Below are 24,589 nucleotides of genomic sequence, written 5' to 3' on the forward strand. Positions count from 1 at the left end.
TCATAAATTCATCCTACTTGCGAAAATTCATTATAGCCTACAAATTCTCTACAAGCTCTTCGTAGCCGATGCAACGCGTCATCCGAAAAGCGCAAGATCAATGCTCAATTTCGCCGGGACGCCCGGTGAGAGGGATATTCCATGACCTACACTTACTGGATCAGCACCGTTCTCTTGTCGGCACTGTATCTGTCTTCGGCGACCCTGTACCTGACCAAGAGGGTTTTCGTCGAAAAGGCCCAAGCCGATCTCGGCTATCATGCGGCCCATCTGGTGCCGTTCATGATCGTCGTGAAGATACTCGGACCACTTGCGATCCTGGCCCGTCTGTCTCTGCCACTTAGCGATCTCGCCTATGCGGGCATTTTCTATCACCTGATCCTGTCGGGAATGGCGCATCTCGGCGTCCGCAACATCAAGGGTGCGATGCCCGCTGCCATTGGCCTCATCCTGTTGGCCACATCCTTCGCGACGCAGAACCACGCTCGCGATGTTCCCTCACCGTATGCTCTCGAAGCGGCGGTGCACCAGTAAACATGAAAAAGGAAACACCCATGAAAAGACTGGAAGGCAAGGTTGCGATTATCACTGGAGCCGGCAGAGGAATCGGCCGCGCCACCGCCAAACTATTCGCGGCGGAAGGGGCAAAAGTCGCTGTACTCTCTCTCACACCCACGAATGTCAGCGCTGTTGTGGAAGACATAGAAGCCGCAGGCGGAATTGCACTGGGCATTGCGGTTGATGTTAGCGATGCCGACGCGATCAAGGCTGCAATCGACAAGGTTGTAACAACATGGGGCGGCATTGACATCCTCGTGAACAATGCCTTTGACCCGTCAGTGGTGCAATCGTCTGTTCTCGATCTTTCGTTGGAACAACTGCAGCGCAATTTCGATACGGGCCCGATTGCCTTCCTACGGACGATGCAGGTCGCCTATCCCCATCTCAAAGCAAGCGGCGAGGGCCGCATCATCAACTTCGGATCGATGGCAGGCGTTACGGGTCTGGTGCCCTATGCTCCATACAACATGGCAAAGGAAGCCGTCCGTGCCTTGACCCGGGTTGCTGCACGCGAATGGGGGCCTGACAATATAACCGTTAACAACGTGCTTCCGATTGCCGACACCTGGGGTGCGGCGGCTGCCAATATTCCGGCCCCGGCCAATGCCCTTGCCCGGTACGGCTCGCCCGAAGACGACATCGCGCCCGTGGTGCTGTTCCTCGCCAGCAAAGATGCACAGTTCATCACTGGTTATAGCCTGACGCCCGACGGCGGGATGATCATTGATGCAGGCCGTTAGGTCTCTTTCCCAGAAGTCCACTCTCGCAGAGGTCAGCGAATGGTCGCTGACCTCCAACGCAATCTCATTAGGACGGTCCTGGAATCAAGTCGAGGAACTAACATGCCGATACTTCCCATTACGTCAATCTTTGCGGCCTGTTTCGCTATCGCACTTGTCGCGCTGTCGTTTCCGATTTCGTTGCGGCGTATGAAGGTTGGCGACATGATTGGAGATAGCGCCGACGATCTTCTGCGACGCCGTATCAGGGCGCAGGGAAATTTCACCGAGTATGTTCCGCTTGGTGTCGTGATGCTTGGCCTCGTTGAGGCACAATCCGCTCCAGGTGGAGTTGTCGTTGCTATTGGGACAATGTCGGCTCTCGGCCGCGGCTTGCATGCGATTGGTATGCTGTCAGCCTCGGGACCAGTGCGTGGTTTAGGAATGATCTTTACGTACTTGGCACTTCTGGCGTCGGCTGGATGGTTGATTGCGGGAACTGCTGTTTTTTGACAGCATGTCCGGTTAGGATCGGCACGACGACGTCCGCTGCTACGTTGGTCATCGCGACGTTTGAATATCCGAAGTGTTGAGCAAGTCTGGGTCTGGCCTTGATCGGCATCCCAACTGCAGATTCAGGGAGAGCTGCCCACGCGAGAATGACGCAGCTCTCCATCATGGATAGGTTTTCAGTGTCGGGCAGCGCTTACCTGACGCTGAATGGAGAAATCGGATCGACGCCCGTGATCTCGACAGATATGTCCCAAAGGCGTTGCGCAGAGATGGCATCCCGCGCTTCCAGTGAAGGCTGGGCCTCGCCGGATATTCCTCTGACACCCTTCAAACCCTGTGGGCCATAGTATCCCCCCGGACGAACGACGCCTGTCGCCGCTTGCAAGGCGGGCCAAGCTCCCTGTGCTGCGTTGTTCAGAAGCAAGCCCACCAATGGATTTAATATCTGGAGCGGCCCCATGTGCCGGCCAAGGCTGGTCCTTGCCATGCCTGGATGACACCCAACGGCCGTGACCGGTGCGTTGACCGCACGAAGGCGTCGATCAAGTTCAATGAAAAACAATGCGTTTGCCAGCTTGCTTGCCGCATATCTCGACATGCGCGCGTAAGACTTGTCTGCATTGAGATCGTCCCAATCGATCCTGGCTCCTGCATGAGCAAGGCTCGAGGTGACGACTACTCTTGAGCCGTGTGTCTCAGCGAGCTTTTGCAGAAGACGGCCAGTCAATGCGAAGGTGCCCAGATGATTGACGCCGAACTGGAGTTCAAAGCCCTGGTGTGTGCGGCTCAAGGGCGGCGTCATAACACCAGCGTTGTTGATGAGGCCATCAATGCGCGGTTCACGCGCGGCGCGGTTCGCGGCGTCGGCCACGCTTTCAAGGTCAGCCTGATCCAACGGTAGAAAGGCGAGATCGGCAGTAGGCATAACAGCCTTGATGCCTCTGATTGCTTCGTCAGCTTTTGCATGCTCTCTGCAGGCCAATAGCACACGTGCTCCACGCGATGCCAGAACGCGCGCGATCTCGAAACCGATACCAGCGTTGGCTCCTGTGACTATGAAGCACTTTCCCGACTGGTCGGCGACGTTCTTCTCCGTAAATCCTTTACTCGACATATTGTCTCCTTTTTATGCGTAAGTACGCACTCATTTAATCTTCCTCATCAGGCGGCAGTTCCTTTCCAGAAGAGGTCGAAAGTCGCTGCTGCAATTTCCTTCTTCTTCCGGGGGGTGGCCGCAATTGCATCGATGGCATTGTCAACCAGGGGAAACAAAACTGTGTCTATGTAGAAATCTATCTTTTGAGGGTCTGCATGCCCCGCCAGACACTCCGTTACCACAGCACGCGCTTTCGACAGCATCGTCTCACACTGCCGCTTACTTGTGTTGGTTATCCGGTCGGACACCTTGAGCTGCCTCATTGCTTTGCGTTCCAATGGATATGCAAGTCCCCATCCAATAATTCTGTTCCAAACTTCCTCAAGCTTCTCCCTGCCGGGAAACGGTTGAGGAAAATCTTCCAAGAGGAACGATGCCAGATGCCCTTCTATTTCGAGAAAAAGCTGATTTAACAGAACGTCTTTTGTCTCAAAGTAGATGAAAAGGGTGCCTTCTGAGACGCCGGCTCCTTTGGCAATTTTGGATGTAGGCGCACTTGTTCCCATTAGAGCGATCATGGATGTGGCAGACACCAGCAGGGCTTCGCGCTTTTCGGGGCTAAGAGGACGAGCCATGACTACCTTTTAATGAGTGTGCAATCGCTTATTTATATAATTGGTATTTGAGCGATGTCAAATGTCGCGGTCTAACGATTTTCGCCAAGAGCAGCCTTACCGCTTCTGGGCACGCTGCGTGAGGCCAGCAAGCATCGCGCGGTTTTATCGCGAACGGTATCGGATCGCGTCACGCAGTTCTATTGATCGTTTCGAGGGCACAAGCCGGCGGTACATGGGCGTAAAAAACATCGGTTCGACTGCAACAGCATATTCTGTGCTAAGCCTACCCTCTAGCTCCCAGCCGGAACCGATCCCAAATGCCATCCATGTTGAAAAAATATCTGACGACGCTCGCAGATCGTTATTTCGAGAAGCGCACGGCAGGCCCCGCGCCGGAAAAGCGCTGGCACGACCTCTATGATGTTCCACTCGACGATCTGAAGCAGCGGGCGTCCTCCGGTGATGCCGATGCCGCCTTCGTACTGGGCGACATTTACGATCAGGGCTATTGCGGCGTTACCCTTGATAGGGTGCAGGCAGTCGAATGGTACGAAAAGGCGGCTGCTCTCGGGCATGGCGACGCAATGAATAATATCGCCAGCATGTACCAGCACGGCGACGGCCCTTTCCCAGTCGATCTCCTCAAGGCACGCGATTACTACGAGCAGGGCGTCAAAGCCGTATGCGGCACGGCCATGGGCAATCTCGGCCATTTTTACACCGACGGCAGGGCCGGGTTGAAGCAAGATCATCGCCGCGCGGTCAAGCTCTTCAGCCAAGGAGCCCATCGCGGTGACAGCGATTCCATGGTCAGCCTCGGCCATCGCTATAGCACCGGCACCGGTATCCGGAAGAGCCCGACCCGGTCGCTTTACTGGTATCGCCGTGCCCTTCAGGCCGGTAATCCCCGTGGTGCCAACAATCTCGGCGTTGCCTATTATTATGGAACGGTCGTGCAGGAAGATGCCGAAAAGGGCGTCCAGTTGCTCTTCGCCGCGCTTGAATGCGGTTTCGAGCGGGCGGCCTATACGCTCGCCGTCGCCAACGAGGAGGGCAAAGGCACGGGACGCGACCTGGAAGAGGCGCTCTATCTGTTCCGCCGTGCACGGGCCGGTGGTCGCGAGGATGCGGATGAAGCGATCGAGCGGGTGCTCACAAAGATGGGTGAGGAGTTTTCTTCGGCCGTCGATCCCGAACAGCGACTGGAGGACCTTCGGATTATGATCCGCAATCCGGAGAAGCGATTCAGCGTCGAGGCATTGCTTCTGGAACTGGCCCGTGTCTGTGAGCAACTGGTCGAGGATGAGGATAACCCTGCCGCTGACCAACCCCATGTGCTTGGCAGATCAAATCTGATCCGCGGCTTCGTGCTGTGGAAGCAACGCAACCCCGCCTATCTCGAACCGGTCGAAACCGCGCTTGCGATCGACGACCGGCATCCCTTCCTGACGTCACAGGAACGTGCCTCTCTGATGACCGCCAGGGCTGTTGCGTTTGCCCGCGACCACAAGTGGCAGGAAGCGATCGATCTGCATCGTGGCGCGCTAGCGATCGTTGAGGCCGGCCCGGAAGCGGACGAGAACGTCGTGCTCGCCGCAATGACCGATCTTGCTTTCTGCCTGCACGAAGCCTCCGAATTCGAAGAGGCGCGCAAGCTCAATGCGGAGGCTCTCTCTCGCGGCGAGATAGTCTTCGGCAAGGACGATCCTGTGCTGTTGCGTATAATCGGTAACCTCGCCAAGAACGAGTTTGCGCTTGACCATCCTGGCAGGTCGGTGGAACTTGCGCGTCGACGGCTGGAAATCGCCGAACAGCACGAAATTCTCGACGAGATCGGCACGGCACTACGCGATCTGGCGATCGCCAGCTTTTCGGCGGGTGATCTCGTCGGCGCTGAGGGTTTATTTCGTCGCCAGTTAGCCTTTGCCGAGCGCAACGGTGACAGTGACGACATCGCCCGCGCTCGTGCAGACCTCAACGGCCTGTTTGAACGACTGGGGAAAATGTCCCTATAGTTCAGAGAAGGGACGTCTCGATTGAAGACAGAGCGCAGAGCCACCAGCGAGGCATACCTCCCACATTTTCGGCTTTTACGAATGCCCAAGGGAAGACATGCAACTGCGTTGCGGCGAAAAATTCTGCGGCCGCTGTCGCTACATCGTCGTGGACGGCCGCTCTGCTTATCCTTCTCGATCAACGAATAGTTCGGGCGCGCCCTAAATACGTTTTTTGATCCTTGCGAGCAGAATGTGTAGTGACCGACGCCTCCAGTTAAAATTCGGGACTTACTGAACCCATCACATCCTGCTGAAAACAATTAGAAAATCTGAAGGCAAGCTTGGCGACCCTTACTTGGCAGTCAGTTTAAGGGAGTACACGGTTGACAGTAGCCTATGGCGCGTGAGCTACTGTCTTTACGACAGAAGGTTTCATAGTTGTCATCACTTCTCTTCCAGCACTATCGGGCCGCCCTCCTTTCTCGCTCGCTTTCTAACGTCTGGCGGGGTCATGGCTCTGCTATCTTTCTTGAATTCGGCCCTCTTTCTCCGACCTCGAAGTTGGATGGCTCGCCGGGACAATCGCAAGGGGAATACACCCTGATGATTGAATGGAGTTGGCGTATTGAAGGGGCCAAATCCATTCTCTGCGGAAGCTGGAGCGAAGAACAAGAGTGGACTGATGTCTTCGATTCTCTGATAGGTCGCAAGGTAACCGATGTAGCGCTTTATGGGCGTCTGCCAGAGGTTACGCTCGCCTTGGAAGGGGAGCATTTCATAACGTCCTTCATGACAGCCGAGGGGCAGCCGGCATGGACAATCTTTCAGCGTTCCGGAAGTCGCAGAAGTCTCACGTCCATCTCTGTTATTGATGGGCATGTTCAAGAGAGCGCGGAATAATTCATACCTCCCAATAGACGTCCGAAGGTCTGCGTTCCGACGCTCTTTTTGCTAACCACGATTGATCGCCCGTGGCTTGTTAATGCCATCGCTTCGGGGTCGCCCGAGAGCATGGCAAAACTCAATCTTCTCTGCTGTGTTCGCCTGGCAGAGCAAAAACGTAGACGTTAATTGTGGAAATGGTCCCATACGGACAAGAGCGGAAAACAATTGAAATCAATGTCGACCGTGGTGCGGATGATTGTGAGGTAAATCGGTTCCTCGACAAGCTGGCCTTTACCATTGAATACGCTCAGGGAGTTTTCCCGATCAAAAGTACGGCAGAACTTTCACTGCAAACGCCAGGGAATTACTGAGGAAACGCAGGCGCTAGTCCCTCCAATGCGTGAGGAAGAGGCCCAAAGAAAATGACGAAATCAACTTTAACGGAAAATTCCAAGGTCGCGATACACGCTTCTCTTGAATTCCAGCCCGTATGCGGTCAAAAAGCGCTCGGGTATATTGGTTCGGGGGAAGATTCGATGGTTGACAAGGTTGTTCAAGTCGCGGTGCATGATTTGCGGCGCAAAGGACAGGGTGATTTCGAGACCGGACTTGGAAAGGCTCAGCTCAATGTTTCGCCGACGGTCGTTCGCGTCGTGAATGAATTGCATTCTCTGTACGCAAGTAAAGCTTCTAAAGCACATGGAAGATTTTCTGAGAATGTTGCCGACTATCCCGCGCAGACTTTCATTTCGGATTTCGAAAAGGGTCAATATCAAGACTTCGTGGAGCTGACGCAAAAGCTAATGGGCACTCTCACCGTGCAAGCGAGGAGGAAGTCCGGTGCGACAGGTGGGCATGTGTTGTTCGCTCATCTCGAAAAGGACGCCCACGTGTATCTGATGGTGGCAATTATCAACGACAGGCTGGGCGCAGCTCTCACAAACGACCTAGATATCACGGATGTCATGCATCTCGATCTCGATGGATTCCGTTTTGCAGGCCGCGTGAACATTACGGCCTGGTTGGCCAACGCAGATCGCTACATTGGCTTTCTAAAAGGGAAGGGCGATGTAGCGGAATATTTCAAAGAGTTCCTGGGTTGCGACACAACTGTTCAAGATATCAAAGACACCAAGACGCTTGTTCGTGTTCTCGAAAATTTCGCCGACCCAGCGAAGGGAGCCGTAAAAGACAAAAGTGCTTTCTTGCAACGGGCTTTTGAAATCTGCGAGAGGCATGTGCGCGAGGGAATACCATTAGATTTCGAAGTTTTATCGAACGAGTTGTATCCCGAAAAACCGGAAGACCTAGCAAAGGCGCTCGGTGATCCCGATTTAGCTCTTGGTGACGGGTTCATTCCGAACCCGCGTTCTTTGCGGGCTCTTGTCAAATTCAAGGCGAAGACACCACAATGGTCGGTAGAGTTTGATCGTAGTGCGTTGGCTGACGGAAAAATCGTCTATGACCGCGAAAAGAAGACGATAACATTCAAGGAATTGCCTGCCGAATTTATAGAGGAACTTGAACGAGAACGGGAATAGGGATGGCAAGGATTACGTTTGACCAACTGATTCCTTTGTATCGGAACACGGCGTTCAATGCGGCCCAAACAGGCGGACGTCTCCATATTGCCGATCACTCGATTCTGGAAACGCTCAATTTCATCAACACGGACGATGATGCGTTCCGTGACTCCGGTATCCTGATAGAGTGCGATGCTGACGCGCTTGTCCTTGGAGGTAGCGTCGAGCTTGAGATTTCTACGCCCCGAACGGGACTGGGCATACTTGCTCATGATATGGACGGAGTATTCGCGGCTGGCGCACATCGCATCAAAGAGCCCGTGCGCTATTATGTGATCAGCGAAAAATTTGCTTACAATGATGCGACGATCCCGGAAACTGTATCTCGCTATCGATTGGTTTTGAGGCTGGTGAAGTCTTTGTCGGAAGCTGCGGCGTTCGTCGATTCAAATCAGGCGGAAGCGACATTCTTCGGCCCTGGTCGACTGCGCATCCCGATAGTTTATAAGGTTGCAGACATTGGTGCGGTTACTTCAAAGCCGGTGGACGAACTTGAAGATTTCGTTTTCGAGAAAATTCATAGAGACCAGAAGGCGGCTATCCTATCGTCCAATGTCATAGAACTATGCCGACATCAGCCGGAAAATGACCGCTTCAAATTCCTCTTGGCTCATCTGCGAGAACTCGTTTCAAAAGCGCAAGATGGCTACAAGCTGTTTGCATCCGAATTTTCCTACGAGAAAATAAAGACAAAGACCGAAGACGCCATCAACGATTACACCAGCAAAATCCATAAGACGTTTCACGATATCCAGAATCAAGTAATGGGCGTGCCGGTTGCCACGATTATTGTTGCCACGCAGCTCAAGTTGGCCAAAGAGTGCGGAGTGGAGTTCTGGGCAAATCTGGCGGTTTCGGTCGGAGCGACCTTGTTCGTGATTTTTCTCACCATCGCCGTCTTGAACCAATTGATGACACTGGCATCGATAAGTAATGATTTGGTGCGCCAGAGATACAAGCTGAATAAAGAGTATGCCGCTGTTGCAGAACAGTTCCTCCCTCTATACTCGGGTCTGACAAAGCGTATCAGAATCCACCGTGCGATCTTGAGGGTGATATTGCTCATCTGCTGGGCGGGTATGGGTATGACTTGGCTTATTTATCACCGCCTGACGGTTCCCGAACTATCCGCTTGCCTGTACAATTAACAGAGCCACACGGTACGCGGTAAGCAGATCGTCAAACCTCCGATGCTGAAGCGATCTTGGGGTAACGATCCGTTTTTGGCTAAATTTGGCATTGGAACCTCTGACTAAAGATCGAGAGGTTCCATGGCAGCTTAGATTACATTACCCGGCAACTACCCTCCCCCAAAAGAGCGGCGTGAAGGTCAAGAAGGGTATCCAGGTGTTTCCCAGGCAGGGATTTCGCGCGCCCGAACTCCGTTTGCAGTGTCGCCTCGACGGACCGGCGGAGACCTTTTTGCCCATGTCGCAATGCCGATAGCCCCAGAAGGACCTGCAGGAATTATTGGCCTCGATGACAAATGGTCAGCCCTCTGCCCGGGTTCAGCGACTTCAGGTTACTCAGTCTCAAAACTGGATCGTAACGCGCCAGAGTACGATGTCCTCCCCACAAGGCGCGTCAATGGCGGAGCAACGTATCGCGAAAAGATGGTGATGATCCTAGAAGCCAGAATAGAAAAGAATACTGAGTACCCGGGAGGCGGTCAGCTTTCATCGGAATCTCGTTGCATTTGCTCCATAGTGCCGGAAATTTGTCCAAGTGGCTACGTCGACCAGATTCCATACTTCAACGATGTCTGATAGATAACGAAAAATGCGTTTGTCTCTTCATGGAACGCCAGTTTTCCACATCAGCCTCAAGTTTGCTACTCCAGCTTTCCACATTAACCACTGTGTGGTCAGGAATTTTTCCCATCTTTCCTCGCATCGCAGCCTCGCCCTGCCGAGAAAACAACTTTGTTACAGACATTGGCCGCCCGTCCGGATGCCTGAAATCCAGTTTCAGACTTAGAAGAAACTGCACGGTCTGATCGATATCCAAGCATGACGTGTGGTACCAAGCATCGTGCTCGATCGATTGCTTTGTGATCCGCCAGTGCTTTTCGTCTTCTTCTCTCAGGCTATAGTATTCATCTGGAAATCGAAACACTGTGTCGTCGGCTGTTATCCCGAATGTATCGCGTGACACCTTATCGATGAATTCGGTTACTTCAGTAGGTAGCTCGCCGCGCTTCGATACGTATGTCCTGAACTTGTCTTCCGCAGCTTGGAAACCTTTCACCATTATCATTCGGATAGGGGTAGGAATGGCTGCCACGGTTTTCCGTGCCTGTTCCATTGCTTCTTTCTTTTTTCGCTTCCTATCGCTGATTTTAGGCACTTTAGTCACGCTTTTCCCGTGTGTGTATTTCAATGGACAATACTACTTTACCGACAAGTGAAACAAATATGCGCCGCAACCAACGGACCTTATCCACAGGTCAAAAGTTCATGTCCAGGAAGACTGTGTAATCTAGCGACAAACTCGCTCTCGTTTAGTTGCAGCAAACGTAGGACCTCAACCAGTTCACCTGTTCCTGCCTCACATTGTTTGTCGATTTCGGCGACGCTGCCTTTCCACGGGATTGATTTGGTGGCTGACTTACGTTCCCTACGGGCGCGTCATAGCGACGCCCGTCCACCGCCTGTCATCGAGCAATGCTTCGAGGCATATCGCGCGAGGAAAGATGCCGGTAAGTGGAGGCTCTGACCGCAGGTCTCCTAGATCGCCGCACATGTGACAAATCAGGCGACGCCGTGACCGAAACCCAGCCTGGGTGAGATCATGGGCAGCGATATGGCTACGGCATCGTCTCTTGCTTGAGAGAAGGGTGATAACGTTTCAGGTGGCAATAACTAGCCTTCGGCCAATTTGTCCGAAATCTCCTGGATAACTTTCCTGATCTCCGAGTGAGTTCCGGTGTCGTGAACACCGCTGTAGGTCACGGACGTACCGTTCCAGATGCTTCCTTTCGTGACAAGCATCACCTGGCCGTTGAAAAGCCGCACCACGTTGCGTGCGGTGTCCGGAATGTCTTCTTCATAGACACTTCCGCGTTCAACGTAGTCCCCACCTCCAAGATCGAGCAACTCTTCCTGCCGCCGGTTACTAGCACGTTCGGTTCTTTCCTCATCACGCGCGACAGCAGGCCGCAAGTCACCAAGCTCCAGCATCAGGAAAGACTGGGCCGGATCGGAAGAGAGCCGCTCCAGAACTAGACGACGGGGTTTAGCGATGATTGCGGAACCGGAGAAGACCTGGAATTCGATGCAACCGCGTTCGACACTCTTTCTGACGGACAAGAAATCGAAACCGCCACCAGTCGGTAGATGGGCGTGGTTTTTGTTTGAGCCCATGAATGGAGACATAACACGGACAATATCGTCGATGTCGTCCCAAGAAATTGTCGCATCGCCGGATGCAAACTGATTGATCGTATCCACCCACAAAGAGCGGGTGCGAGTGTGAAAGTCGCTAGAATTCATAGCTGCTGATGTCCTTGCATTTGGCGGGGGCGCAGGCTCATTCGCACGCGAAAGGCTGCGTTTGGCGTGGAGAAAAGTCTGGTAGCCGGCGATGCGAGCTGCCTCATCAAGGGCAGCCGTGTGCTTCAACGACTTTTCGGACGCTATCCGCTTTGCAAGTCTCTTAATTCCGTGGACGGACGAAGGACGAACCTTTGGGGTCGGCATGCCGATTCTCCAGCTCCAACGAGTGTCGCCCGCTCCACTCCCGAGCCCGAACCAGACATGGACGGGGTAGGGTTCTCTTCGACAGTGCCGCTAGCAGCTTTGCGTTGACGGGCGTCAGGCTCCTGCCATGAGCCACTACGAAGATAGTGTCCTCAGTTTCCTTCTACAAGTGCCCTAACCACGATGACCACGACGCATGCGACGGCGGAGTTCTATTTCCCATCGAAAACCCTGTTGAAACAATCTGGAAGGCCGTTCAGGCGCTATCCGTCTGTCTAACCAGTTGGTATGGATTTCGTTACGAGGTCTCCCCTCGCATACGCGCTGTAGTAACTGCGGCGTAAGAGCGAATGTATCAACAATATCGTGCGCGCCACGTATGCCGGAATGCACATGGCGTGATTGGAGGGAGACCTCGTGCCACACCCCTTACGCGTTTTCGGCGGCGTCAGCTTCCGTGTCCGCATCCCGGCGGAGATGACCAACCTCACCACCTTTCTCGGCCACCTTTGCCTCTCCGAGGGCGAGCTGCGCAAGATTTGGTGGTTCCGGGGGCGGATGTATAAAGACTTCCCTATTCCTTCGAAATCCGGGAAGCCCAGAATTATCAGCGCGCCTGATCGGCGGCTGAAAATGCTGCAGAGGACGATCGCGCCACTTCTCGATCAAATCTATGCGCCCAGAAATCCAGTCCATGGATTTGTCCCTGATCGATCGGTCAGGACTAATGCGACCTCACACCTGAAAAGCAAGTTCGTCGTAAATTTGGATGTCGAACGCTTCTTTCCGTCCATTTCGGAAAATCGTGTTGCGGGTCTTCTCAAAGCTGTCGGGGTCGACGAGTCCGTCGCTCTCGTGATTGCCCGTCTGTGCACCAACCAGGGGGTCCTTCCGCAAGGTGCGCCGACCAGCCCGGTATTGTCGAACATGGTGTGCTTCAAACTCGACAAGGAGCTTCAGACGATCGCCAAGGAGGCACATTGCATTTATACGCGCTATGCCGACGACATCACGTTCTCGAGCTATCAGCCGCCTGGGGGCCTGTTCGCTGAAGGCGTTCCACTTACAGGCAGTTTTGTCCCGGACCTGCTCTCGCCGAGGCTGATCGGGGCGTTCACGGACAACGGGTTCAAGCTCAACCCGAGCAAGTTGCACTACGGCGACAAGCACAGCCGCCGTATCGTGACCGGGCTAAAAATCAATTCTGGTTTGAACGTCGACAGGCGGTTTGTCCGGAACATCAGGAGCACTCTTTATTCGATCGAGACCTTGGGCGCAGACACCGCGCAGAAGAAATTCGAAGTCGAGTACGGAGGGAAGTGCTGCCTTAGCCAGCACCTGAGAGGTAAGATTTCATGGCTAGGAAGCGTAAAGGGGCAATCCGACCCAATCTTCCGTGCGATCGCTGCCCGATTTAATTCCTCGTTCCCGACGCAGCCCATCAAGGTTTCGCCGACCCGCGAGCAAATCAAGAGTCGAGCTGTATGGGTCATCGAACACTTCGAGGGCAAATTCTCCCAGGGAAGTGCTTTCTTTTTGAAAGGCGTGGGGTTGGTTACCGCCGCTCACTGTATTGAGGAAGCGCTTGGACAAGAGATCGATGTTTATCATCCCTCGAAGCCATCAAACGTTTTCAAAGCACGGGTCAAACAGCATCATGCCGTCCGCGACCTTGCGATCTTGGACCATGCAATTCCTGCTCATGAATTCTTCGAGTTCGAAATGGCGACTAGAGCGCCGTCACTCGGAGACGCACTGACGGCGGCCGGATATCCCGGTTATGGACCCGGGGACAGTTTGAATGTTCGGTCAGGCCACATCAGCAGCTTCGCGGTAAAGAGCGCGGTTCCGCTAATCGAGGTCACGCAAAAGCTAACCCAGGGGATGTCAGGAGGGCCAGTTCTTGATGAAGATGACAGGGTGGCTGGTGTCATTCACAAGGGCGGCCCCGAAGAAGGCAGGGACTTCGCAGTTCATATAGATGCTTTGACAGCCTGGCTCGATGGGCGCTAACTGGGGGATACAGGGAGCGCAGGCGACCCTCACCAGCGTCGAACTTCCTGCCACGGCCTCGGTACTGAAGGATTTTCGAGACTCTTTTTCTGGACGAATTCGGGGCATCTTCCGAGCATTGAAAGGAGATTGCTCGATGAACGTATCAGATATCGTTGAGAAGATTGCCCAGATGCCTGAGCGCCGAACGGATGCACCGACGCCACCCCCGGTGGAGGTTGTTGCTTTCGTCGTACGGTGGTCACGGAACCTAAAAAATTGGAAGATATCGACGCTTGCCGACTTCGCTGGGGTTTCGATCTCCACCGTCGAAAGGGTGGAACGCGGAGAGACGGTAAGCGAAGAGGCCCTTGATAGGATCGCGGTCGCGCTTGGTTACGAAAAGGGGGCGTTTCACACACCTCGGATGCCCCTCGGACCAGAGAAGGCGTTCGAGAGCCTTGTTCAGGCCTACGGCCATCTCCAAGAAGTTGCCGTCTCTCCCATGAAAACCCAACGTGCGATCCGCGAGGCCGCCAAATGCGATGGCGTCCTCCTACACAGACCGGACGTCCCGCAAATGTATGATGACGACATCGCCAACCTCGCCGAGTACCTGGACCTCGCATCCTTCGTTCTCGGCGATTGGATTGAGAATTCCTTCGACGAAGAGCCGCGCCGTCGCAAATTGTACAACGACATCCTTGACCACATCAAAGGGATGGAGAGGCGGGGCCTGACCGTACTCTGTGGCATTATTCCTGCGCCGCAGCCAAAGCTTCCGACCTGGAAGATTGCAATCGTTTCCATCACGCCAAAGCTTACTGATCCGGGCGCAATCAAACGAAGCTATGTGTACGTCGACAAGCGAAACGTTGATCTGCCTATGGCTAGCGAACCTTGAAGACGGGACCAAGCCCAACACATTTACAGGCCATCGCCCGTTATCGATGGCTTGCCGCAGTGACAGCGTCGCGCACGACGCTGTCCGGCTTTCCTAAGGGCGCTCTCCAGAAATGGATCGAGTGCCCATTGTGTTCAAAGTACTCGCCAATTGGTCAGGCCCACGTCCTAAAACAGGTCAACTCAGCCGATACGCGATGCGCATGTCGCCTGCTCTTGTTTGCGCGCTCTTCGGAGGCAAAATCGGGATCAACGATTTTCAGAGGAATATCTGGGGCAAGATGAAAGTCGGAGTGGCTCGACAGATAGATGAGGCACAAAGTACTTCACATTTCAATTAGGGGTATTTGTGGCTCTGCTCAGCGATAAGCTTCGATCATTGATTTCGTAACGTCTTGCGCGAAACAGATCGGCGCGTACCCTCCGGGTTTCGAATATGCACTTCGGTTGCCACACCGTCGGCCCCTGCGATCTGTGCTGTATGGACAGGCGCATGTGCCGGGATAGTTGGTAACGGATTCGGCAATGATCCGTTGAATGATGATCGTGGGTGATATTGTCGGCGGAGGTTTATGTGTTGGTTCCGACGGTTTTACGATTTGCTCCCGCTTGGATTCGTTGTCCTGCAAGAACCTGCTTGCAACCCATCCTTCTTTTTGAGTCAGAGTATCTTTGATCCGAGACCATTGTCCTTCTGGTTGCAAGAGGTCGACTTTCCTACCTTTGTCCAGCCTATCAATGATTTGAGCCTTTGGGCCTGGCGCGGCACGCAGTGCGACGCCGTTCCCACTGACGAACCTGGTTTGCGTTGTCTGGCTGGAACGTGATTTGGCCGTCTCGCTTGGCAGGGTAACAGTGTTATTTGCAGGAGGAATGATGGATTGCCCGCCGCTCCCTGTTGATGGTCTGGGTTTCGGGGCATGCGTTATCCCTGGAGAACTCGGCGATGGTGCCGTTACGCCATATCCCGAAGGTGTTTCTCCAAGTTTCGAAATGCCGAACAGAATAAGCCCACAGAGTAACCAGTATCGTTTTTTCATGAAAAAGCCCCAAGCGTATATTGCTGAGGGCTAAAATGTTCCGCAAGTAGTGTCGTCGACATTTCTCAACTTAATGTAACCCTCCGGCTCGGCGGACGTTTCACTTCAGGTGTATGAACCCGGCAAGCGCCTTTCTTTCGTCGGCCTTCGGGAAGAGATATTTTGAACATTTAGGCAAGTGGAATGATTTCCTTGATTCCGAAATTTTCGTCTATCGATGGTGGTTTTTGAGGAATGGAAATACCTATTCCGACCTGAATTCGTATCAAGTATCTCTATCGTTTTAGTGGTGTATTGATAGCCTCTTAGGAATTCCAAGCCCGCGGCAGTCAGCAATGGCTGACAAAAAATCGGAGTGAATTCCTTGTATCGTAGAATTTTCTTGCGCCTGTCCGCCGCAACTTTGATCGGCACCTTGAGCGTGGGGGGCGTAAACGCGTATGCCACCGAACCCGCATCCAAGCTGGTCGTGGCCGATCAATCCGAACTGGTGCGCAATCTGCTGGACGCCAGTGGGCAACGTAAGAGCCTCGATTTTGATATCGAATTCCCGAACTTTGCGGGAGGTCCGGCCATCCTCGAGGCAATCAGAGCAGGAGCTTTGGACATAGCCTATGTTGGCGACACGCCACCGATACAAGCCCGAGCCTCAGGAACCCTGCTGCCGATAGTGGCGACCTTTACCCGTGAAGTCGCACAGTACCGACTTACAAGTCGTCCGGGCCTGAAAATCGAAAAGTTATCCGATCTCAAGGGGAAAAAACTGAGTTATGTGGAGGGTTCGGGCCGTCAGGTATTCCTTATCGAAGCCTTGAACCGAGCCGGATTGAAGCTTGATGACGTCACGCTGGTAAATCTTCGGGTCGCAGACCTTCCTGATGCGCTACGATCTGGCGCTGTAGACGTTGCGGTCCTGCAAGAGCCATTCGTCACACGGCTTACCAACCAGGTGGGCGCGAGTCCCGTGCTCGATCCTGAAGAGCGCAAGCTGCTGCCTAGCACCTCCTACTTCTATGCACGTCCCGAGGTGCTTGCGGACCCGGCAAAGGTGGAGGCAATCAAACGGTTTCTGGTCGCCTACGTAAAAGCTGGCAAATGGAGCAATGAGCACGAGAAAGAATGGGCGAAATTCTACTACACCGACTTTCAGCGTGTGTCGCCGGAAGACAGTGCAGCGATACTGGCGGGGCAATCTCCGCTCGTCTTCCAGACATCTGCAGAGGCAATCCCACACCATCAGAAGCTTATCGATATTCTCTATCAAGCCGGGTCTCTGAAGGAAAATTTCGACGCGATGGGTTCATTCGTAGACACGTTCGACAACGTCGTCGAGCAGTCACGCTAAGCTTGGAGGTCTTATGACAGACATTTCCTCAGGGAGGATAACAAGTGCGCGGAGAGAAGGGTATTTTTATAACGATTCCTCCCGACGCTCGGTTAGTCTCGTCCCCCGAAAGCTTCCATCAGGCTTCCGGCTTCTAGGTCCAGCCCTCGTGCTGATCGTTTGGGAAGCAGCTTCCCGTCTAGGCTTTCTGTCGCCAAGTACTCTTGCTGCACCATCGACGGCAATTAAGACCGGATATGAAATGCTGGTCGACGGCAGTCTTCTACCCCATCTTGCAGCCTCTGCGGCACGGGCTTACTCAGGTCTTTTTCTGGGCGTCGTCACAGGTGTGGTCCTTGCCCTGCTATCAGGGCTGACTCGCACTGGGGAGGCGCTCATAGATAGCCTTGTTCAGATCAAGCGGGCGGTACCGACACTCGCTTTGATCCCTCTGGTCATCATCTGGCTAGGCATCGGCGAAGCGATGAAGGTGTTCCTGATTTTCACGGCCGTGCTCGTTCCCGTTTATATAAACACCCACGCCGCCCTACGTGGTATCGACATCGGCCATGTCGAACTCGCACGTACGCTGGGCCTGACGCGTAGTGAATTCATCCGGCACGTCGCTCTACCCGGAGCGTTGCCGGGGTTCTTCGTATCTCTCCGGCTTGCAGTTGCTCTCTGTTGGACTGCTCTTGTTGTCCTAGAACTGGTTAACACCCAGACAGGCATCGGCTACCTGATGAACAGGGCCCGTGACTGGGGCCAGACGGAAATCATCGTCGTTGGAATCATCATCTACGCCGTGCTCGGCCTCCTGTCTGACGCGGTAGTGAGAATCGTCGAGGCCCGTGCGCTTTCCTACAGAAGGGCGTTGGGGTCATGAACGTGCACGTCACCAATGCTGTGGCGCTTCGCGATCTTTCGCGCAGCTTCAAGGGTAAGATTGTTCTGGATCGGATTTCGTTGGACATTCCGGCGGGCCAGTTCGTCGCTCTTCTGGGTGAATCAGGGTCAGGCAAGACGACCCTGCTGCGGGCGCTCGCCGGGCTGGACGATGATGCGGAAACCAAGGGGCATTTCAGCACGCCGGAAAGCATTTCGGTTCTGTTTCAGGATTCTCGCCTGCTTCCGTGGAAAAGTGTCCTTGACAATCTGACGCTCGGCCTACGGCGACCGGACGCCGCTTCTTCAGCAAAGGCAATGCTCCAGGAAGTCGGCCTTGCGGAGAAAGCCGATGTATGGCCCTCCACGCTATCCGGGGGACAGAAACAACGCGCTTCATTGGCAAGGTCACTCTTGCGAACACCGGACTTGTTATTGGCTGACGAACCGTTTGGCGCACTGGATGCGCTGACGAGACTGAAAATGCAGGCGCTATTGATGCGCCTTGTAGAACGCAAGAGGCCCACGATCATCCTGGTGACGCATGACGTTGATGAGGCACTGCTTCTGGCTGACCGAATTCTGGTCCTCAAAGACGGACAGATCGCTGAAGATCATGCCGTTTCCGTTCCACATCCCCGCCGGGATCACCAGATCGAAATAACCCCGCTCCGAACGAGACTGCTTAAAAGCCTCGGCGTCGAAACCGACAGCATTTGAAAGGCCATCATGTCGCGTCATCTGCATCTCAACCTCTTCCTTATGTCCCGCGGCCACCACGAAGGCGCTTGGCGACATCCGAAATCCAACCACAAGGCTCTGACCGATCTCTCCCTCTACGTAGAGGCGGCCACGATTGCCGAGAAGGCAAAGTTTGATGCGGTCTTCCTTGCCGACACTCTTGCCGCCGGCAACAGTAGTGGCTTGGCGTCTTCCGGCTCGCTTGAGCCGATCGTCCTACTTTCGCTCCTGGCGGCACATACAAGCAAGATCGGCTTGATTGGCACAGCATCGACGACCTACAGTCTCCCCTACACGCTTGCCCGCCAGTTCGCCACGCTGGATCATCTTTCTAACGGCCGCGCCGGGTGGAACATCGTCACTTCATGGGCTCCCGAGGCTGGAGCGAATTACGGTCTCCAACAGAACGTCGATCATGGTGATCGTTACAAGCTTGCTGAAGAGTTCGTGGAAGCCGTCGACGCTCTCTGGAAGAGCTTCCCAGCCGACGCCGTTATTGATGACCGTGAAAGCGGCAAATATCTTGATCGCGATCGTATCGTGCCAGCGAATTACATTGGCGAACACTATCGTACGAAGGGGCCGCTGAATGTCCCCGAAAGCCCGCAGTCGCGGCCCGTTTACATCCAGGCAGGGCAGTCGGATGCGGGTCGCGGATTTGCGGCACGCTGGGCGGAGGCGATTTTCACTGCACACATGACCAAGGAGTCGGCGAAAGACTTCTATGCGGACGTCAAAAAACGCGCCGTCGGCTATGGGCGTAGCGCGGATGACATTGTCATCTTGCCAGGGATCAGCGCAGCGATTGGGTCTACAAAGGCAGAGGCAGAGTTGGTTTGGGAGGAACTCGACGCGCTAACCAGCACCGAGGTTGGATTGACACGTCTTTCGGCACGGTTTGGCGGCCATGACTTTAGTGGCATCCCGCTAGATCAACCGCTGACGAGGGACGACTTCCCCGATCCCAATACTGTGGAAGCCTCGAAAAGCCGCGTAATCGGTTATGTCGATATGACACTCAAGGAAAACCTGACGCTGAGGCAATTGCTTCGCAAACTGGCAGGCGCGCGGGGACATTTCGTTGCGACCGGCACTCCAGAAGAGGTGGCCGACATTATCGAGGATTGGTTTAAAACCGGGGCCGCTGATGGCTTCAACGTGATGCCGCCCACCATAAACAGCCAGCTTGAACTGTTCGCAGAAGAAGTCGTTCCGATCTTACAGAAGCGCGGATTGTTCCGTGAAGACTATGAGGGAAGCACGCTACGGTCGCATTTTGGGCTGGGCGATGTTGCCGTTCCTCGCCCGCTAGCGAAGTCTGCGTAACCTAAATTGATAATCAAGGAGCCTTCGAGCCTTGCCTCCCAGGCGGGTTCGAAAATGGCCGCCTTGTCATATCAAACATCAGGAGCCGAATAGCGATTGCCAAAAGCCGCAGCAGACCGAGCCTATGCCGGGGTGAAGAAAAGCTCTGACTGATGGAGACCGCATCTCGCTCAACGGAGGTTTTCGGCGATTGTCCGATAACACGCGTCGTCGTTGCCGATTACGGTCTTGGTGATCGGTTTCCAGATGTCTCCGTCGAAATCGAAGAATTCAATGACGCAAGTTTGAGTTTCGTAGTTTAGCCATTGGGCGGCAACCAGTCGGCTGTCGCGGCGAAAGTCCAAATTCAGATACATGTGCTCTTCCCCGCCACGGGGGAATGAGCCCGGGCGACCCGTTTGATTGTTCGCGACGATAACGAACGAGCACCCCGTGCCACACCCAATCTGGATAAGGGTGTAACGGCCGGCGAAATTTGGTCCTTCGCGCATACCGTTACGAATACGAGTTCTGAAACTGTTGAATTCGCGATCACGTGCTTTGAAATCCGGCATAACGGTCTTGCCCGAAAACCGACCTCGAACGGGAAAACTGGACGGGTCCGGTCGCTTGAACGTCGGGCTCAACGCAATCCCTACCGCGCTTTCCTGTTTGTAGGATGTCGCTTCACAGGCGTGCCAGCGCATCTGATAGCCATATTCCCCCTCACGGCCATAACACCATCCTACAGCTTGCAGCTTGTCGCTGATGGCTTCGCGTCGTTCACAGGCCACATTTGTTTCCGGCAAGTCACCGCTGCCGCCGCGGCAGGCAGCATTCTGGTCCGCCCACTGGGCTATCAAACGTACAGGTTGAGAGACGTCCTTGTCCGTCTGGATAACCTTGCTCGTTTCGGAAAGGATCACATCAGCCCTCTGGTCCCAAACCAGAGAAAATTCGGCGGAGCCGGATGAAATCCGGTTCCCGACATCGCGTTTTGTGTACCAGTCAACGATTCCGTCAACCTTGCAGGTTTCCGTGCATATTACCTTCATCGAACCTGCATTCACGCTGTAGGCACGGACGGGCCATCTATTCGCAAAGTTGCGTTTTTCGTCAATCACGGCAGCCTTCGGCGTCGTTTTCCCATAGAAATCGACCGTGTCGGCATACGCATTTTCCATAAAGGCGAGCGCCTCCACATTCCTACGAGACCAGGCGTCATAGTATGCCGTGACGAAGGATGATGCTTTTTCCTCAGTTGTTGGTGGAGGAGCCTCGGTGGCGAGTGGGGCCTCAGTAACAGCTTTTGGAGCGACCTTGGACGCTGAAGCAGATTTGGTCAGATCGGCTAAGTTGCCCCAGGTGACTTTATAGTTCTGCATCTCGCTAGCCGTAAGATACCGCATATCGTCACTGGGAACCGACAGGCTCAGTTGAAGCAGTTTGGGATCGACATCCATTTCGACGAGGTACGTCATGATCTGGGCGGTTAGCGCCTGAACGGCCGCGACTGCGATGTGCCCTTCGAGACTGGATTCTGGGGAGAAAGAAGACTGGTGCACTCCGATCGCGCCGGGCTCCGCCTGTCGGTTTACACCTCCCACGAAAGCGAGTGCGCAGGCAGAAGCACATTCGGCAGAACGAAGCTGAAGCGTGGATAGTCCGAGCGACCGTATCACCCTCCCATACGCCATCGCCGTTGCAACATTGCCGCCGTTGCTGTTGAAGGTGATCAGTTTGGCACCGCTTGCGGCGACTTCACGCGCAAGTTGGTCAGGATTGTCCGATGTCGTGAACTCACCCTTCAGCAGGAGAACAGGCGAAGAGCCGTCGATTGGAACACGCTCAAAGGTGATATCGGCATATGCGGCTCCGACCCAAGCCAAAGACACCGTGGTCACTACCAATATAATACGCTGAAACACGACCTCTGCCCCCGTCCGTCCTCAGGTGCATGCTATCGTGTCAATCACCACGCGCAATATGGAAAGCTGCCATACTGGGTTCGATGACTGCCTCCAGTAATTCAGCCGAGCCGAAATGCCGGTGAAGCACGTTCGGGTAGACGAGCAGGCCATCCTCGCAACGATTAATGTTCATCATCTCAATGATGAAGGCCTTGCGGAATACGATGCCGAAATAGATGTGGTCTGGGCTCTGCTCCCATGTTGGGTCGATTGGGCAGCCATTCTTGTCGACAAGCCAAGCGTGCTGCATCGGGATCGGAATTTCGCCGTTGAACGCGTAGCCTTCGGTATAGAAGACATCATCGCGCTCGCTGGCTAGTTTTGCCGCGTTTGCGAAACAATGCCTCTTGGGGCCGCGCTTGAGCCACGCGGGATCATCGCCTGCGGGAGGAAATCGCCGTCCATGGAGCGTAAGTGCTGAGACGGGTCCAAAGGCCCGCGCGTTTGCTGCACCGTCACGAAGATCATCGAGCAAGAGCTTGAGCGCGATTTCAGCTCTGGAATCGTGAACGACATTTTCCATTTTTCAAAAAGTCCCCAAGGCAACATTTGCAGTATGACCGAAGCTCTACCGTTCAATGAATATCGATGGCAATTGGTAGAGGAGCAACCGTACATCCCATTAATGGTCATCGGATTAGGTGGGAGGTGTCCGCAAAACGGATCATCGGCCTGCTGCGAAAGAAGTCATCCTGCCCGAAGTGGGTGATGCATTGATCGCTAGTTGGCCCCGCTTATCAGTGCCATATGGCACTATCGCGTAGCGGTCATTTAGCCTCCAGGGGGCTTTACAGAGTATTTCCCGACACACACACAAATCTCGAAGGGATATCCTTACCCGCCTTCTGCAAGCGCGCGTAAACCACGCATTCTCAGGCCATTTTCGATCGTAATCGCGTGGCGTCTGAGCCCTGCGAAGAAACTTGCGAAGTCAGGAGCTTCATAAGCAAACATGTTTTTGCCAGAACGCTCACCTTTGGTGTCGTCGAAAAGTACGACCTTGGGGGCTGTACGGCCCTCGCGGTAGTCGAGGCAGAGCCAAATGTCCGAGCCATAACTGCTGATTGGTATGAGACGGTCTATGCCGGGAATATAGCTGCGCCAAGTGTCATCCACTTCACCGAAATCTATCGTATCGGAGAAACTGCCGAGAGTTTGCAGGCTCTGAAGGGGCATGATGTCCATGCCCGGAAGCGCCGAGAACCAGACGTCATAGGCATCATCGATATCCGCATGCGATGAACCACCAAATTCATAGGGTGGCGTTTTCTCGGTGCTGGACAGATAGAAGTCGGTATGTCCTCCATTTTGGAGAGTGTAGAGATCGCGCAGGCCCCGTGGAAATTCAATTCCAAGTCGTTCCTCTGTCAATTGGATGGTCTGTTGGGCTACAGTGGCATCCCATGGCTGATCCTTGTTCGAATAGTGCCGTGCGTAAAAGAATGTCGCCGTCACCGGGCCATCGCGCTGGATGATGATACGCTCATCTGCCTGAGTGGTGCCACCGGCATCCCTCAGTGCGACAAAGCGGTCGGTCAGAACGTCCTCGACCACTCCGAGCCGCGCTCTGAGCTGATCGAACATGTCAGGTGGCAGAAAGGCCCCGGGCTTGGCACCAAGCCATTCCCGATTCAGTTGATCTCGCAACGGACCAATTTGGGATGTCGAGCTTGCGGCATTCGCTTTAGCCTCGATGTCATCAAAAAAAGCTCTGATGTGAGCCTCGAAGCTCTCCGCTGTCCACTCTGCCGTCATGGCTTCTTCCTTCCAAAGCGTGGCAAGAGACGCCCCTGCAAAGTACGTAAGCGTAGCGCGCCTGGTAATCATGCCTGCCTCGCCAATTCACGTCCTGACATCCGATACACTGTCGGCTGCGAGATCGAAAACACCTCGGTAAGAGCGCTGATCAAGTCGTCGCCGGTGTCGTACATGTGGTGCAGTTCCTTTTGTTGGCGATCGAAAAGCTTCGGCTTCTCGCCGCGTAACTTCCCCCTCGGCGCGCGCGACACCCATTTCCTCACATGTGCACATTCGTACGGAATTGTGTAGCAAATGCCACAAGAATTCCGAGGTCGGAAACACTGCCTTTAGTTTGCGCTCGGGTTATGATCGCGTTCACCGGCGGTACAGTTGAAATCAAGGAGTACCCTCCAGCCAAGTGGAGTGAAGCTCAAAAATAGCCAGAGGAAACGGACAAATATCGTGACCGAACTGTTTGCAGGAAATGTCGAGGTCCAATACGGACAGGCCTATATCGAACTGGATGGCTCATTTGACGGGGCCATGGACGATTGTTTTGTTGGCCAGCGCAATGGCCTGTGCGGGGCACAAAAGCCAGCAATATTGTTTCTGATGACCGGCCTGCACACAGGCATTGTCGGCATCACGATAAACCTGTTCGATGCAGACCCCGGCATCGATGACAGTTGGGAAGAGATTGTGGAAGTCTCATTTCAAGCACCCAAAGGGGGAATTACCTTGTTGGAATGGGCAGCCGATGAAGGGGTGGGCATGGCCGTGCCAGCCGGGTCCTATCGGGCGCGGTACCAAGGCCGGGCGATGCAGGCGGCCAATGAACTGAACACCAATATCAATGACATCCCGTTAGATAGCTATCAATTGGACTTGTGGCCGGCCCCGCCGGCCGCTGATCATATCGTGAAGCAAACTTCAACCGTCGCAGCCTACTGGCACGACTGGGCCAGTAGGCTGTCCCTGAAGCAGAAATTCTAGGACCCCAAACTCTTTGGAGAGACCATT

22 protein-coding genes are annotated in these 24,589 nt (G+C 54.3%); 14 read left to right on the forward strand and 8 right to left on the reverse strand.

All coding sequences use genetic code 11. From position 1 onward, the window contains the following. The first annotated feature begins 141 nt into the window (after positions 1–141). The 3 genes from ACQZ40_RS07305 to ACQZ40_RS07315 all read left to right on the forward strand — a co-directional run bounded on the left by ACQZ40_RS07305 (position 142) and on the right by ACQZ40_RS07315 (position 1,793). Positions 142–534: a DoxX family protein gene (locus ACQZ40_RS07305; protein WP_448747656.1), complete on the forward strand. Its 393-nt coding sequence runs from the start codon at positions 142–144 to the stop codon at positions 532–534. Positions 535–554: 20 nt separating this feature from the next. Further along, complete coding sequence (locus ACQZ40_RS07310) at positions 555–1,301, forward strand: SDR family NAD(P)-dependent oxidoreductase (RefSeq protein ID WP_448747657.1); 747 nt, start codon at positions 555–557, stop codon at positions 1,299–1,301. A 102-nt stretch (positions 1,302–1,403) separates the two neighbouring features. Beyond that, positions 1,404–1,793 (forward strand): MAPEG family protein, encoded by a 390-nt coding sequence (locus tag ACQZ40_RS07315; protein ID WP_448747658.1) that lies wholly within the window; start codon positions 1,404–1,406, stop codon positions 1,791–1,793. 193 nt (positions 1,794–1,986) lie between these two features. Here the strand turns inward: ACQZ40_RS07315 and ACQZ40_RS07320 are convergent, their stop codons facing one another. After that, a complete protein-coding gene (locus ACQZ40_RS07320) occupies positions 1,987–2,907 on the reverse strand; it encodes an oxidoreductase (RefSeq protein WP_448747659.1) in 921 nt (306 codons plus the stop codon). A 47-nt stretch (positions 2,908–2,954) separates the two neighbouring features. Continuing rightward, entirely contained in the window at positions 2,955–3,524 is a 570-nt protein-coding gene (locus tag ACQZ40_RS07325) for a TetR/AcrR family transcriptional regulator (protein WP_448747660.1), read from the reverse strand. 299 nt (positions 3,525–3,823) lie between these two features. Between ACQZ40_RS07325 and ACQZ40_RS07330 the strand changes: the two genes are divergently transcribed. From ACQZ40_RS07330 to ACQZ40_RS07345, 4 genes are all read left to right on the forward strand, one after another. After that, entirely contained in the window at positions 3,824–5,521 is a 1,698-nt protein-coding gene (locus tag ACQZ40_RS07330) for a tetratricopeptide repeat protein (protein ID WP_448747661.1), read from the forward strand. A 420-nt stretch (positions 5,522–5,941) separates the two neighbouring features. Continuing rightward, entirely contained in the window at positions 5,942–6,403 is a 462-nt protein-coding gene (locus tag ACQZ40_RS07335) for a hypothetical protein (RefSeq protein ID WP_448747662.1), read from the forward strand. Positions 6,404–6,810: 407 nt separating this feature from the next. Further along, positions 6,811–7,929 (forward strand): nucleoid-associated protein, encoded by a 1,119-nt coding sequence (locus ACQZ40_RS07340; protein WP_448747663.1) that lies wholly within the window; start codon positions 6,811–6,813, stop codon positions 7,927–7,929. Positions 7,930–7,931: 2 nt separating this feature from the next. Further along, complete coding sequence (locus tag ACQZ40_RS07345) at positions 7,932–9,119, forward strand: hypothetical protein (protein WP_448747664.1); 1,188 nt, start codon at positions 7,932–7,934, stop codon at positions 9,117–9,119. Positions 9,120–9,723: 604 nt separating this feature from the next. Here the strand turns inward: ACQZ40_RS07345 and ACQZ40_RS07350 are convergent. Together ACQZ40_RS07350 and ACQZ40_RS07355 are read right to left on the reverse strand one after the other, a co-directional pair. Beyond that, positions 9,724–10,275: a hypothetical protein gene (locus ACQZ40_RS07350; protein WP_448747665.1), complete on the reverse strand. Its 552-nt coding sequence runs from the start codon at positions 10,273–10,275 to the stop codon at positions 9,724–9,726. Positions 10,276–10,832: 557 nt separating this feature from the next. Then, positions 10,833–11,669, reverse strand: coding sequence for a hypothetical protein (locus tag ACQZ40_RS07355; protein ID WP_448747666.1), 837 nt, complete (start codon positions 11,667–11,669; stop codon positions 10,833–10,835). A gap of 477 nt (positions 11,670–12,146) precedes the next feature. Between ACQZ40_RS07355 and ACQZ40_RS07360 the strand changes: the two genes are divergently transcribed. Together ACQZ40_RS07360 and ACQZ40_RS07365 are read left to right on the forward strand one after the other, a co-directional pair. Next, positions 12,147–13,682 (forward strand): reverse transcriptase domain-containing protein, encoded by a 1,536-nt coding sequence (locus tag ACQZ40_RS07360; protein WP_448747667.1) that lies wholly within the window; start codon positions 12,147–12,149, stop codon positions 13,680–13,682. 136 nt (positions 13,683–13,818) lie between these two features. Beyond that, complete coding sequence (locus ACQZ40_RS07365) at positions 13,819–14,565, forward strand: helix-turn-helix domain-containing protein (RefSeq protein WP_448747668.1); 747 nt, start codon at positions 13,819–13,821, stop codon at positions 14,563–14,565. A 358-nt stretch (positions 14,566–14,923) separates the two neighbouring features. On the opposite strand, the gene ACQZ40_RS07370 is transcribed toward ACQZ40_RS07365, so the two are convergent. Continuing rightward, positions 14,924–15,604, reverse strand: a complete 681-nt coding sequence (locus ACQZ40_RS07370; protein WP_448747669.1) for an SH3 domain-containing protein — start codon at positions 15,602–15,604, stop codon at positions 14,924–14,926. 364 nt (positions 15,605–15,968) lie between these two features. Between ACQZ40_RS07370 and ACQZ40_RS07375 the strand changes: the two genes are divergently transcribed. The 4 genes from ACQZ40_RS07375 to ACQZ40_RS07390 all read left to right on the forward strand — a co-directional run bounded on the left by ACQZ40_RS07375 (position 15,969) and on the right by ACQZ40_RS07390 (position 19,880). Beyond that, positions 15,969–16,949: an ABC transporter substrate-binding protein gene (locus tag ACQZ40_RS07375; protein ID WP_448747670.1), complete on the forward strand. Its 981-nt coding sequence runs from the start codon at positions 15,969–15,971 to the stop codon at positions 16,947–16,949. A 241-nt stretch (positions 16,950–17,190) separates the two neighbouring features. After that, positions 17,191–17,814, forward strand: coding sequence for an ABC transporter permease (locus tag ACQZ40_RS07380; RefSeq protein WP_448747671.1), 624 nt, complete (start codon positions 17,191–17,193; stop codon positions 17,812–17,814). Then, positions 17,811–18,533: an ABC transporter ATP-binding protein gene (locus ACQZ40_RS07385; RefSeq protein ID WP_059755729.1), complete on the forward strand. Its 723-nt coding sequence runs from the start codon at positions 17,811–17,813 to the stop codon at positions 18,531–18,533. The genes ACQZ40_RS07380 and ACQZ40_RS07385 overlap by 4 nt, the downstream gene beginning before the upstream one ends. Positions 18,534–18,542: 9 nt before the next feature. Further along, positions 18,543–19,880 (forward strand): LLM class flavin-dependent oxidoreductase, encoded by a 1,338-nt coding sequence (locus ACQZ40_RS07390; protein WP_448747672.1) that lies wholly within the window; start codon positions 18,543–18,545, stop codon positions 19,878–19,880. Positions 19,881–20,050: 170 nt separating this feature from the next. Here ACQZ40_RS07390 and ACQZ40_RS07395 read toward each other — a convergent pair whose 3' ends face one another. From ACQZ40_RS07395 to ACQZ40_RS07405, 3 genes are all read right to left on the reverse strand, one after another. Beyond that, positions 20,051–21,787 carry a COG3904 family protein gene (locus tag ACQZ40_RS07395; RefSeq protein ID WP_065656407.1) on the reverse strand — a complete coding sequence of 579 codons (1,737 nt, stop codon included), beginning with the start codon at positions 21,785–21,787 and terminating at the stop codon, positions 20,051–20,053. A gap of 40 nt (positions 21,788–21,827) precedes the next feature. After that, a complete protein-coding gene (locus tag ACQZ40_RS07400) occupies positions 21,828–22,352 on the reverse strand; it encodes a hypothetical protein (RefSeq protein ID WP_065656406.1) in 525 nt (174 codons plus the stop codon). A gap of 311 nt (positions 22,353–22,663) precedes the next feature. Next, complete coding sequence (locus tag ACQZ40_RS07405; protein ID WP_448747673.1) at positions 22,664–23,584, reverse strand: SMI1/KNR4 family protein; 921 nt, start codon at positions 23,582–23,584, stop codon at positions 22,664–22,666. 447 nt (positions 23,585–24,031) lie between these two features. Here ACQZ40_RS07405 and ACQZ40_RS07410 point away from each other — a divergent pair, with 447 nt between their 5' ends. Continuing rightward, entirely contained in the window at positions 24,032–24,562 is a 531-nt protein-coding gene (locus tag ACQZ40_RS07410; protein ID WP_448747674.1) for a hypothetical protein, read from the forward strand. The last annotated feature ends 27 nt before the right edge of the window (positions 24,563–24,589 follow it).

The organism is Agrobacterium sp. 16-172Ci (assembly GCF_053522725.1).